Annotated in this window: 10 protein-coding genes; 3 read left to right on the top strand and 7 right to left on the bottom strand. The window is 71.9% G+C overall.

Annotated elements, in window-relative coordinates; genetic code table 11:
- On the bottom strand, positions 1-1,457 hold a 1,457-nt coding region (locus tag DI269_RS16650), incomplete at its 3' end, for a carboxypeptidase-like regulatory domain-containing protein (protein ID WP_157975042.1).
- A 234-nt stretch (positions 1,458-1,691) separates the two neighbouring features.
- On the opposite strand from DI269_RS16650, the gene DI269_RS16645 reads away from it, so the two are divergent.
- Positions 1,692-2,051 carry a sterol carrier family protein gene (locus DI269_RS16645; RefSeq protein WP_112137813.1) on the top strand — a complete coding sequence of 120 codons (360 nt, stop codon included), beginning with the start codon at positions 1,692-1,694 and terminating at the stop codon, positions 2,049-2,051.
- Between the two features lie 143 nt (positions 2,052-2,194).
- On the opposite strand, the gene purL is transcribed toward DI269_RS16645, so the two are convergent.
- From purL to purB, 4 genes are all read right to left on the bottom strand, one after another.
- Positions 2,195-4,468, bottom strand: coding sequence for a phosphoribosylformylglycinamidine synthase subunit PurL (gene purL, locus DI269_RS16640; protein ID WP_112137809.1), 2,274 nt, complete (start codon positions 4,466-4,468; stop codon positions 2,195-2,197).
- Positions 4,465-5,148 (bottom strand): phosphoribosylformylglycinamidine synthase subunit PurQ, encoded by a 684-nt coding sequence (purQ, locus tag DI269_RS16635; protein ID WP_112137807.1) that lies wholly within the window; start codon positions 5,146-5,148, stop codon positions 4,465-4,467. The genes purL and purQ overlap by 4 nt, the downstream gene beginning before the upstream one ends.
- Complete coding sequence (purS, locus tag DI269_RS16630; RefSeq protein WP_112137804.1) at positions 5,145-5,390, bottom strand: phosphoribosylformylglycinamidine synthase subunit PurS; 246 nt, start codon at positions 5,388-5,390, stop codon at positions 5,145-5,147. Before purS ends, purQ begins: the two co-directional genes overlap by 4 nt.
- A 107-nt stretch (positions 5,391-5,497) precedes the next feature.
- Positions 5,498-6,925, bottom strand: a complete 1,428-nt coding sequence (gene purB / locus DI269_RS16625; RefSeq protein ID WP_332871971.1) for an adenylosuccinate lyase — start codon at positions 6,923-6,925, stop codon at positions 5,498-5,500.
- A 69-nt stretch (positions 6,926-6,994) separates the two neighbouring features.
- Between purB and purD the strand changes: the two genes are divergently transcribed.
- Positions 6,995-8,215 (top strand): phosphoribosylamine--glycine ligase, encoded by a 1,221-nt coding sequence (gene purD / locus DI269_RS16620; protein ID WP_112137800.1) that lies wholly within the window; start codon positions 6,995-6,997, stop codon positions 8,213-8,215.
- A gap of 150 nt (positions 8,216-8,365) precedes the next feature.
- Here the strand turns inward: purD and DI269_RS16615 are convergent, their stop codons facing one another.
- The gene (locus DI269_RS16615) at positions 8,366-9,580 is read right to left on the bottom strand and encodes an arginine deiminase (protein WP_112137797.1); all 1,215 of its coding nucleotides are present in this window, start codon (positions 9,578-9,580) and stop codon (positions 8,366-8,368) included.
- 91 nt (positions 9,581-9,671) lie between these two features.
- Between DI269_RS16615 and DI269_RS16610 the strand changes: the two genes are divergently transcribed.
- The gene (locus tag DI269_RS16610; protein WP_112137795.1) at positions 9,672-10,172 is read left to right on the top strand and encodes a hypothetical protein; all 501 of its coding nucleotides are present in this window, start codon (positions 9,672-9,674) and stop codon (positions 10,170-10,172) included.
- On the opposite strand, the gene DI269_RS16605 is transcribed toward DI269_RS16610, so the two are convergent.
- Positions 10,154-11,886, bottom strand: a 1,733-nt coding sequence (locus DI269_RS16605; RefSeq protein ID WP_112137792.1) for a hypothetical protein, incomplete at its 5' end; no start/stop codon positions are given. The genes DI269_RS16610 and DI269_RS16605 overlap by 19 nt on opposite strands.

Genomic DNA, 11,886 nt, shown 5'->3' with positions numbered 1-11,886 from the left:
GTCGCGCCCGGGTCGCCGAACGCGCCGGTCGGCGACGGGTGCGGCCGCGTGGCCGCGTCGGCCCCGAAGGCGCCGTGCGGGGCCGCGGGAGGCTGGTTCGACAGGTTCGCCTGCGGCATGATCTGCGTCGCGTCGGACGCGCCGGGCCCGCCGGGCGTCTTCACGACCGGGAGGATCGTCGTCCCGTCCGGGCCGACGGGGCCGCCCGGACCGGGAGGGCCGCCGAAACCTTGCGGGATGACCTGCGTGGAGTCGTTGCCGCCGCCGTACGCGGGCCCGAACTGGGTCGGGGCCGCGGAGTCGACGAGGCCGCCGGGGTGGATCATCGTCGGCGCCTCGGAACCGGGCGCGGGCCCGGCCTGGTAGACGCCGGGCGAACCGACCTGGGCGGCGGTGGGCTGGTGCTCGGGCGGGCCGTCGGGCGCGAAGGACGCGCCGTCGTCGTCGTCCTTGTCGTCCTTGCCGCCGCGCAGCAGGAACACGATGCCGACGATGCCGCCGACGACCAGCAGCCCGCCGATGATGATGAGGAACAGCAGCGTGCCGGAGATGCCGCCCTCGTCCGCCTTATCGGTCTCCGAAGGCGCCTCGGAGGACGGGGCCGCCTCGGTCGTGGCCTCCGCGGACGCGGTCTCCTCGGTCTCGGCCGCCACGAGGGACACATTGAGGTTGAAGTCCCCGGACTCGACGTTCAAGTCCTCGGTCTTCTCCTCGAAGCCCTCCTTGGTGATGGTGAGCGTCATCTCACCGGGCGCGATGGTGTCCCCGCCGTCACCGGAGAACGTGAAGCCGCCGTCGCCGCCGGTCTCCTCCTCGTGCTCCTCGCCCTCGCCGTCCTTGAGGACGACCTTGGCGCCCTCGACCGGCTCGCCGTTCGAGGTGACCTTGCCGGTGATCTGGGTGATCGCGTTCGAGGCGTTGCCGACGACGTTCAGGCCGGTCGTCTGGCTCTGCCCCTCGAAGTCGACCTTGAAGTTGCCGGAGGCCTGCTGGCCGTTCGGCAGGTCCGACTCGGTCTCGGTCGCGACCGAGAAGGAGATGGTGCGCTGGCCGTTCGGCTCGACCTGGGAGCACTTGACCTTGTCGCCGTCCTCGCGGGTGCAGAAGCCCCCGCCGCCGTCGTTGTCGATGGCGGCGATGTAGTCGCCCAGGCCCTCGACGTCGGCGCGGATCGTGATGTCCTTGGGCGAGACGGGGTCGAGGTTCTGGACCGTGAACGAGATGACGGTCGCCTGGCCGCCGATGCTCACCGGATTCGGGTTGGGCCCGCCGTTGAACCAGCCCGTCACGCCACCCTGCTGGGCCATCGCGGCCTGCGGGAACGCCAGGAGTCCGAGCAGCAGCAAGCCGCCCGCCGCGGCGAGCGCGGCCAGGCGGGAACCCGGGCCGACCCCTCGCCTGCGCGGGGACCGCGGGAGGTTACTCTGGGTCCCGCTCGGTTCGGCCGCTCCGGTCATCTACATCCCCTCCTGGGCATGTGCTTCCAGCGCCGGCCCGCGGCGGTCCGCAGCGGGCAGGCACGACGAACCCACGGAAGCGGGCCGTCGTCGCCACTATGCCTGGTCTCATTTCGATCACGGGACCGGGGTGCGGACGGTGCCGCGGGCGATCAGTCGGCGGCGATCATCGCCGTTCGGCAACGTGCCGTAACGCGCAGTCTAACGTGACCGGGAGGTCTCCCCGTGGACGCTGTGGCCGACGCCATCGCCGCGATCGACAACGACGAGGCCCCAGACAAGGAGACCCTCAAGGCCGCGGTGCGGGAGCTGTTGCGCGCCTTGGCTACCAAAGCCCCTGGTCACTCCGTGGAAGTGCGGGTGCCGCCGTACGGGGCGGTGCAGTGCGTCGAGGGCCCCCGGCACCGCCGGGGCACGCCGCCCAACGTCGTCGAATGTCAACCGGTCGTGTTCGTCGAACTCGCGGCCGGCCGCCTCGCGTTCGCCGACGCCGTCGCCTCCGGCAGGGTCGCCGCCTCCGGCCAGCGGGCCGACCTCACCGCGGTCCTGCCCCTGACCGGCCCGCACGGCGAGTCCCTAGAAGAAGAGGTATAGGCGGCGCTTCAGCTGCCCTTCAGGTACCCCCGGCTACCGTTGAAATCGGGGGCCCACCCCCGGCCTCTACCAGCGCTTTCGGCATGCGCCGCGAACGCGACCGCCCCGGTGCATCGCACCGGGGCGGTCGTCGTCGTGTGTCCTTACTCTCCGAGCCGGGCGCCGATGCGGCCCTTCCAGGCCGCGTCGATGTCCTCGCGGGTGATGTCGAAGTGGTCGCGCAGGTGGAGGCCGTTGGTGTTGGCGTCGGCCACGCCCAGGGGCGTGATCGGCAGGCCCCGGGACTCGCAGGCGGTGCGCACCGCGAGCTCCTGGCCGCGCGGGATGACCACGAGGACCCGCCCGGAGGACTCCGAGAACAGGTACGTGAACGGGTCCGCGCCCTCCGGCAGGAGGATCTGCGCGCCCATGCCCGAGTGGCTGATCGCCTCGACGAGCGCCTGCGCGAGCCCGCCCTCGGAGAGGTCGTGCGCGGCGGCGAGCTGCTCGGTCTCGGCGAGCCGGGAGAGCAGGTCGGCGAGCTTCATCTCGTGGTCGAGGTCGACCTTCGGCGGGACGCCGCCGAGGTGGCCGTGCGCGACCGAGGCCCATTCCGAACCGGACAGCTCCTCGCTCGTGGTGCCGATGAGCGCGATGGTGTCGCCGGTGCGGCCGAGGCCGAGCGGGATGCGGCGGGCCACGTCGTCGATGACGCCGAGGACGCCGATGACGGGCGTCGGGTGGATCGCCTCGCGGCCGGTCTGGTTGTAGAACGAGACGTTGCCGCCGGTGACGGGGATGCCGAGCTTCTGGCACCCGTCGGCGATGCCGGTGACGGCGCGCTCGAACTGCCACATGACGTGCGGGTCCTCGGGGGACCCGAAGTTGAGGCAGTCGGAGACGGCGATCGGGGTGGCGCCGGTGACGGCGACGTTCCGGTACGCCTCGGCCAGCGCGAGCTGCGCCCCGTGGTACGGGTCGAGCCGCGCGAAGCGGCCGTTGCCGTCGAGGGAGATCGCGATGCCGACGCCGGTGCGCTCGTCGAGCCGCACGACGCCCGCGTCGTGCGGGGCGCCGAGGACGGTGTTGCCGAACACCGAGGAGTCGTACTGCTCGGTGATCCAGGACTTGTCGCACAGGTTCGGGCTGGCGGCCATGTCGAGGACGGTCTGGCGGATCTCCTCGTCGGTGGACGGGCGCGGCAGGGTCTCGGCGCGGTCGACGGCGATGAGGCCGAGGTCGTTCGGTTCGGCGATGGGCCGGTGGTAGACCGGGCCCTCGTCGGCGAGCGACTTCGGCGGGACGTCGACGACGGTCTGGCCGTGGAAGTCCACGACGAGGCGGCCGGAGTCGGTGACGGTGCCGATGGCGGTGGCGAGCAGGCCCCAGCGGTGGGCGCGGGCGAGGACTTCCTCGGCCTTGGCCGGGTCGACGATGAGGAGCATGCGCTCCTGCGACTCGGAGGCGAGGATGTCGTGCGGTTCCATGCCCTTGGCGCGCAGCGGGACCAGTTCGAGGTCGACGTGCATGCCGCCGTCGCCGGCGGCCGCGGTCTCGGACAGGGCGCAGGTGAGGCCGGCGCCGCCGAGGTCCTGGACGCCGACGACGAGCTGGGCGTCGAACAGCTCCAGGCAGACCTCGATGAGGAGCTTCTCGGTGAACGGGTCGCCGACCTGGACGGACGGCCGGGCGTCGTCCTCGCCGGTCTCCGAGAAGGTCGCGGAGGCGAGGACGGAGACGCCGCCGATGCCGTCGCGGCCGGTCTTGGCGCCGAGGAGGATGACGATGTTCCCGGTGCCGGAGGCCTGCATCGACTGGAGGCGCGAGCGGGGCATGACGCCGACGCTGAGCGCGTTGACGAGCGGGTTGCCCTGGTAGCACGGGTCGAAGTAGGTCTCGCCGCCGATGTTGGGCAGGCCCACGCAGTTGCCGTAGTGGCCGATGCCGTCGACGACGCCCGGGAGGACCCGGGCGGTGTCGGGGTGGTCGATGGCGCCGAAGCGGAGCGAGTCCATGACGGCGATGGGGCGGGCGCCCATCGCGATGATGTCGCGGATGATGCCGCCGACGCCGGTGGCCGCGCCCTGCTTGGGCTCGACGTACGACGGGTGGTTGTGGGACTCGACCTTGAAGGTGACGGCGATGTTCTCGTCGATGGCGACGACACCGGCGTTCTCGCCGATCCCGGCCAGGAGGCGCGGGGTCCGCGGGTTCTTCTCGCCGAACTGGCGCAGGTGCACCTTGCTCGACTTGTACGAGCAGTGCTCGGACCACATGATCGAGTACATGGCGAGCTCGGACTGGGTGGGGCGGCGCCCGAGGATCTCGCGGATCCGCTGGTACTCGTCCTCTTTGAGGCCCAGTTCGGCCCAGGGCTGCTTCTCGTCGGGGGTCGCGGTCGCGACGCCGACGGTGTCCACGGCGACGTATTGGCTCATCGTCTCGCTCCCTCGCTGAGGTGGGCCAGGACGGAGGCGACCAGGCCGAGGCCGTCGGTGGACGGCCCGGTGAGCGCCTCGACGGCGTGCTCGGGGTGGGGCATGAGGCCGACGACGTTCCCGGCCTCGTTGGTGATCCCCGCGATGTCGCGCATCGACCCGTTCGGGTTGTCGAGGTACCGGAAGACGACCCGGCCCTGCTGTTCGAGGGCGTCGAGGGTCGCCTCGTCGGCGACGTAGCGGCCCTCGCCGTGCTTGGCGGGCATGACGACCTCGGCACCCGGCTCGATCGCGTTGGTCCACGCGGTGCGGTCGGTCTCGACGCGCAGGCGGGCGGGCCGGTTGCGGTAGCGCAGGTGCGCGTTGCGCACGAGCGCGCCGGGCAGCAGGTGCGACTCGCACAGGACCTGGAAGCCGTTGCAGACGCCGAGGACGGGCATCCCCTGGGCGGCGGCGGCCTTGACGGTGTCCATCACCTGGCTGAAGCGGGCGATGGCGCCGCAGCGCAGCGCGTCGCCGTAGGAGAACCCGCCCGGGAGCCAGACGGCGTCGACGCCGTGGATCTGGGCGTCGTCGTGCCACAGGGCCACCGGTTCGGCGCCGGCCAGGTACGCCGCGCGGGCGGCGTCCCGGTCGTCGAGCGAGCCGGGGAACGTGACGATCCCGATGCGGGCGCTCATGCCGCCTCGATCGAGATGGCGAAGCTCTCGATGACGGGGTTGGCCAGGAGCTGGTCGGCGATGACTCGCGACTGCTCCTCGACGTTCTGGGCGTTCTCGTCGAACTCGATCTCGACGCGCTTGCCGATCCGCACCGACGCCACCTCGGTGACGCCGAGTCGGGGCAGCGCCCCGAGGACGGCCTCGCCCTGGGGGTCGAGGATTTCGGACTTCAGCATCACGTCGACCACTACACGGGCCACGGTCGCACTCCTGTCGGTCACATGGACGGGACAACAGGACCAGCATATTCACGGGCGGTGACCTGGGCCAGCGCCGCGTTGCGGGAGCGGGGCCAGGTCACAGCCAGTCAGAGGATGCCAGCGGGCCGGTAGGCGGCCGCTTCGGGGTGCGCTTTCGCCACTTCGGCCACCCTTTCGGCGACACGGTCGACCTGATCGCCTGCGGCGCCTGTGAATTCACCCGTATTCGCGACGAGGGCGGCGAGGCCGTCCCGGTCGAGGGGGAGGCGCGGGTCGGCGGCGAGGCGGCCGAAGAGGTCGTTCTCGCGCAGGCCCTCTTCGCGCATGGCGCGGGCCACGGCGACGGCGTGCTCCTTGATGGCCTCGTGGGCGTCCTCGCGGCCGGCGCCCTGCTTGACGGCCTCCATGAGGACTTTCGTGGAGGTCAGGAAGGGGAGGTAGCGGTCGAGTTCGGCGCCGATGACGGCCGGGTAGGCCCCGAAGTTGTCGAGGACGGTGAGGAACGTCTCATAGAGGCCGTCGACGGCGTAGCAGAGGTCGGGGAGGGCGACGCGGCGGACGACCGAGCAGGAGACGTCACCTTCGTTCCACTGGTCGCCGGCGAGTTCGCCGAGCATGGTGGCGTAGCCGCGGGCGACGACGGCGAGGCCGTTGACGCGCTCGGAGGAGCGGGTGTTCATCTTGTGCGGCATGGCGGAGGAGCCGACCTGGCCGGGCATGAAGCCCTCGGTGGCGAGTTCGGCGCCGGCCATGAGGCGGATGGTGACGGCGGCGGAGGCGGGGGCGGCGACGGCCTGGACGAGGGCGGTGCCGACCTCGTAGTCGAGGGACCGCGGGTAGACCTGGCCGACGGAGTCCATGACGCGTTCGAAGCCGAGGTGGCCGGCGATGCGCTGCTCCAGTTCGGCGAGTTTCGCGGTGTCGCCGTCGAAGAGGTCGAGCATGTCCTGGGCGGTGCCGACGGGGCCCTTGATGCCGCGCAGCGGGTAGCGGCGCAGGAGGTCGTCGATGCGGTCGTGGGCGGCGAGGAGCTCCTCGGCCCAGGTCGCGAAGCGCTTCCCGAGGGTGGTGGCCTGGGCGGGGACGTTGTGGCTGCGTCCGGCCATGACGAGGTCGCGGTACTGGTGGGCGCGGGCGGCGAGGCGCACGAGCGCGGCGACGATGCGGCCCTGGACGAGTTCGAGGGACTGGCGGACCTGCATCTGCTCGACGTTCTCGGTGAGGTCGCGGCTGGTCATGCCCTTGTGGATGTGCTGGTGGCCGGCGAGGTCGGAGAACTCCTCGATGCGGGCTTTCACGTCGTGCTTGGTGACGCGCTCGCGCTCGGCGATCGAGGCGAGGTCGACCTGGTCGAGGACGCGCTCGTAGTCGCCGATGACGCCGTCGGGGACGGTGACGCCCAGGTCGTGCTGCGCCTGGAGGACGGCGAGCCACAGGCGCCGCTCGGCCTTGATCTTCCCGACGGGGTCCCAGATGTCGCGCATCGGCGCGGAGGCGTAACGCTCGGCGAGCACATTCGCAATCACGGGCCCAATGGTGCCACGTAACCGGGACCACTCGGCGTGGCGGTTAACCAGCACGTATCGGCCCCGTAAACTGGCCTTGTGCGAGTACTCCTGATCGGCTCCGGCGGCCGCGAGCACGCCCTCGCGGCGTCCCTGGCCGCGGACGAATCCGTCACCAAGCTCATCTGCGCTCCGGGGAACCCCGGGATCGCCTCTCTCGGCGAGTGCGTGCCGGTGAACCAGACCGACCCGGCCGCGGTGGCCTCCCTGGCGGTGACCTCCGCCGCCGACCTCGTGATCGTGGGCCCCGAGGCCCCGCTCGTGGCCGGCGTCGCGGACGCGGTCCGCGCGAAGGGCATCCCCGTGTACGGCCCGAGCGGCGCGGCCGCCCGGATCGAGGGTTCGAAGGCGTTCGCGAAGGAGGTCATGGCCGCCGCGGGCGTGCCGACGGCCGCCGCGCGCGTGTGCCGGACCCGCGAGGAGGCCGAGGCCGCGCTCGACGAGTTCGGTGCGCCGTACGTCGTCAAGGACGACGGCCTGGCCGCCGGCAAGGGCGTCGTCGTCACCGAGGACCGCGCGCAGGCGCTGGCGCATGCGCTGGACTGCGACCGGGTGGTCATCGAGGAGTACCTCGACGGCCCCGAGGTGTCGCTGTTCGTCGTCGCGGACGGGACCAGCGCGAAGCCGCTGCTGCCCGCGCAGGACTTCAAGCGCATCGGCGAGGGCGGGACCGGCCCGAACACCGGCGGCATGGGCGCGTACACGCCGCTGCCGTGGGCCCCGGACGACCTGGTCGCCGAGATCATGGAGCGCGTCGCCGAGCCGACCCTGGCCGAGCTGGCCGGGCGCGGCCTCCCGTTCGTGGGGACCCTGTACTGCGGTCTGGCGCTGACCTCGAAGGGCCTCAAGGTCGTCGAGTTCAACGCCCGCTTCGGCGACCCGGAGATCCAGGCGGTCCTGGCGCTGCTGGAGACCCCGCTCGGGGAGCTCCTGTACGCGGCCGCGACCGGCAGGCTGGAGGACTTCGGGCCGCTGTGGTGGCGCGAGGGCGCGGCGGTGTGCGTCGTGGTCTCGAACGAGGGCTACCCGGGCACGCCGGTCACGGGCCGCCCGCTGTACGGCGCCGACGCCGAGGGCGTCCTCCACGCCGGCACGGCCCTCGACGCCTCCGGCCAGCTCATCGCCACCGGCGGCCGCGTCCTCGGCTGCGTCGGCACCGGCCGCTCCGTCGCCCAGGCCCGCCAGGAGGCCTACGCCCTCACCGAGGGCATCAAGCTCGAAGGCGGCTACTACCGCCGCGACATCGCCGCCAACATCTAGACACGCTCACCTTCCCCTCCTGTCGGAGGCAGGTGATACAGGTGTTGAGAAGGGGGCCTCGCTTCAGGACATATCGGTTATTCCGGATATGTCCTGAAGCGAGGCCCCCTTTTCAAACCAACGTATCCCGGACCGCCGACATCAGCGGTGTCAGTCGGTGAGGCGTTCTCTGCTCGTCGGGCAGGACATGCACCTGGGGCCGCCGCGGCCGGAGCCGAGTTCGGAGCCGGGGATGGTGAGGACCTTGACGCCGGCGCGTTCGAGGCGGCCGTTGGTGACCGTGTTGCGCTCGTAGGCGACCGCGACGCCGGGGGCGAGGGCGAGGGTGTTGTTGCCGTCGTCCCACTGCTCGCGCTCGGCGGTGACGACGTCCCGTTCGCCGGTGTGGATGATCTCGATCGCGTCGACGCCGATGGCGTCGGCGGCGGCGTCGAGGAAGCGGCGGGGGCCCTCGATCGCGATGCGGTCGCCGTCGGGGGTGATCGTGTACGACTCCAGGCGCTGCGCGGCCGGGGCGTAGATGACCATCCGGTCGCGGTCGACCATGGTGCACACCGTGTCCAGGTGCATCGTGGCGCGGCGCTGCGCGATCGGGACCGCGAGGACCGTGTGGATCGTGCCGCGCTCGAACACCTTGCGCGCCAGGCGCTCCACGCCCGCGGGCGTGGTCCGCTCGCCGACGCCGACCGCGAGGACGCCGGGGGCGAGGGCGAGGACGTCGCCGCCTTCGAGGTGCTCCAGGGACGGGTCGTACAGCTTCGGCACGTCACTAAAGCGCGGGTGGTGGTGGTAGATGATGCCCGTCAGCGTGGTCTCGCGGCGGCGGGCCGGCATCGCGAGGCTGGTGACGGCGACGGCGTCGCCGATCCACACCGACGAGTCGCGGGTGAACATGGTGTTCGGGAGCGGGTCGATGACGAACTCCGTGGCGCGCATCATCCTGTGCCGCAGGCTGCTCGACGGCCCGAACTCCTCCTTCGTGAGCCCCTCCACCAGCACCGCCGCGAGCCGCTCGGGCTCCAGCGCCGACAGGTACGCGGCGAGTTCGCGGCCGAGGGTCTGGCCCAGGCGCGGGTCGGCGGCGACGCCGACGGTGACGGCCTCGCGGGCCTCGTCGAGTTCGAGGCATTCGCGAAGCAGCGCACCGAGGTACAGGACCTCGACGCCGTGTTCGAGGAGGACCCCCGCGAAGCGGTCGTGCTCCTCCTGGGCGCGTTCGACCCAGGGGACCCCGTCGAACAGGAGCGCGCCGTTGTTGCGGGGCGTCAGGCGGCGCAGCTCCCCTCCGGGACGGTGGAGCATGACGCTGCGAAGGCGCCCCACTTCCGAATCGACTCCGTATGCGGGCGCGGCATCAGCACTCATGACCTGAGGGTAGACGCGCCGGGGACGGAGATCAACTTTTCTCTGTTAACGTGGACAGACTGAGCGTAACCACTACCCCCGGGACGCCCAATTGACGCAACTCGAACTGGTCATCCCGCTCCGCGCCTCCGCGCCGGGGCCCGATGGCAGGAGGCTCGACCCGGCGCTCGCCACCTGGCGCGCCGCGGTCGCTGCGAGCGCTGACGCCTGCATGCTGCTGGCGGCCGACACCAGGCTCGTCGCGATCTCGCGCGCCGCACGCCTGGTGCTGGGACTGCGGCCCGACGTCGAGCACCACATGCCGCGCTTCCTCGATGCGGGCCTTCGGTTCCTGGACTTCACCGCCGGGGCGCACCCGCTCGTCGACTCCGAGCTCGCCCGCCTCGCCCCGATCCAGGCGCTCCAGACCGACGCCCTCGAACGCAGCCTCATGCGGATCGAGCACCGGGGCGTGCACCGCACCTTCGACGTCACCGCCTCGCCGCTGCACTCCCCGCCGCGCCTCGACGCGATCGGGTCCCTGGCGTTCCTGACCCCCATCGGCCCCGCCTTAGCAAGGACCGCAACGGGGCCTCACGGGTTGAGGTCGTAGACGACCGCGCCCTCGGTCCGCTCGACGCCGACCCCCGGCGGGTCCGCCTCGGTGTCCAGGCCCGACCAGTCGGAGCCGGGCAGCCAGTCGGTGACGACCACGACGGTCTCCACGCCCGCCTCGCGCAGGCCCTCGACCGCCGCCGGGTCCGGGAACGACCGCGACAGGTCGCGCAGCTCCGAGGTCTCTGAAGGCGTGAACGCGGCGCTGCCGTTCACCATGTCCACGAAGCCGTCCACGGTCCAGAACTGCACCTGCGTGTCGCGCCCGTCCGAGGGCAGGAACAGCACCGGCCCATCAAGTTCGGATACGTCCAGCGGCGCTGGGGTCGGCTCGTGGAAGTCGGGGACCATCAGGCCCTCCCACAGCACGAACACGACCGGGATGAACAGGAGCGCCTGCACACGCCGCGGCGCCTTCACCTGCAACCTCTTGTCCACTCTCGACTCGTGGGCGACGGCGTCGGCGTCGTCGGCCAGGCGCGTCAACGTCCCCGCCGCCAGGATCGCCAGCAGCAGCGAGACGTACAGGACCATCCGGCCCGTCGTGCGCACCGCGTCGAAGCCCGGCGCGTACTCGTACAGCAGCCCCCACGCCCACTGCCCGTGGTCGAGGAAGTTGGGCCCCATGGCGAGCGCGGTGAACACCGCGATCCCCAGCGCCAGGCAGAACCGCTGCCACCGGCTCCACGACGACCAGATCAGGCCCGCGATCGCCAAGGCCAGCACCGTGAACCCGACGAGCAGCGTCTGCTCCGGCGGCCACGTCAGGTCGGTCCGCGCCGCCTCGTGCGCCGCGCCCCACAGGCGCGACTCCTCCGGCGCGATGATGAACGACTGCCATGAGGGGCTGAAGAACTGGACGTAGTCCCAGCCGCGCACCGTCTCCGGGTACGCCTGCGCCACCGAGGCGTGCCGGTCGGCGATCCACAGGACCCCGAGACTGAACACGGTGCCGCCGGCGCCGTCGGCGACGACGGTGCGCCAGTTGAGCGCGGGCCGCTTCGCGAGCCAGAACAGGCCGACCACGACCGCGATCGCGAGCATCAGGTACACGAACGTGAGGCCGAGCGCGACGCCGATCGAGAACTGCCACAAGGCGACGAGCCAGCCCGCGATGATCCAGCCGGGGCGCTGGCGCTCCGGTTTGAAGCCGCCGCGCAGGGACCAGCCGTGGCCGCGCGCGAGCATCGCGAGCGACAGGGCGATGGCGCCGGAGGAGAGGACGTTGAGGTGGCCGAGGTGCGCGAGCTTCCAAGGGGCGTAGGCGAACGCGGCGGCGCCGACGGCCGAGCCGGCGACGCGGGCGCCGAGCTGGCGCAGGAGGGCGTAGGCGCCGAGGAACGCGAGGGCGAACGTCCCGATGAACAGCACGTTGTAGACGACGAGGGTGCTGGTCGCGTCGACGGCGAACAGGGCGGCGGGGGCGTAGCCGAAGAGCGTGTCGGTGAACAGGAGCGAGTCGGGGGCGGGCCAGAAGCTGTTGGTGCCCCAGATGCCGGCGGGGTCGGTGCGCAGGGCCTCGCCGACCCAGCCGAGCGTGTAAGCCTGGAGGAGCGGGTCGCCGAGGTCGTGGGGGATGACGGTGGTGAGGTTCCGGGCGAGGGGCCAGGTCATGGCGACGGCGAGGAGGGCGCTGACGAGGGCGGCGAGGGTCCATTCGCTGCGGGCGGCGCGCGCGGCGAGGCGGCCGGCGCGGCGCAGGCGCCCGGGCG

The sequence above is a fragment of the Glycomyces dulcitolivorans genome (assembly GCF_003265355.1).
Lineage (GTDB): Bacteria > Actinomycetota > Actinomycetes > Mycobacteriales > Micromonosporaceae > Glycomyces > Glycomyces dulcitolivorans.
The sequence above is the reverse complement of the archived record's forward strand: the minus strand, read 5'-3'. Positions and strand labels throughout refer to the sequence as shown.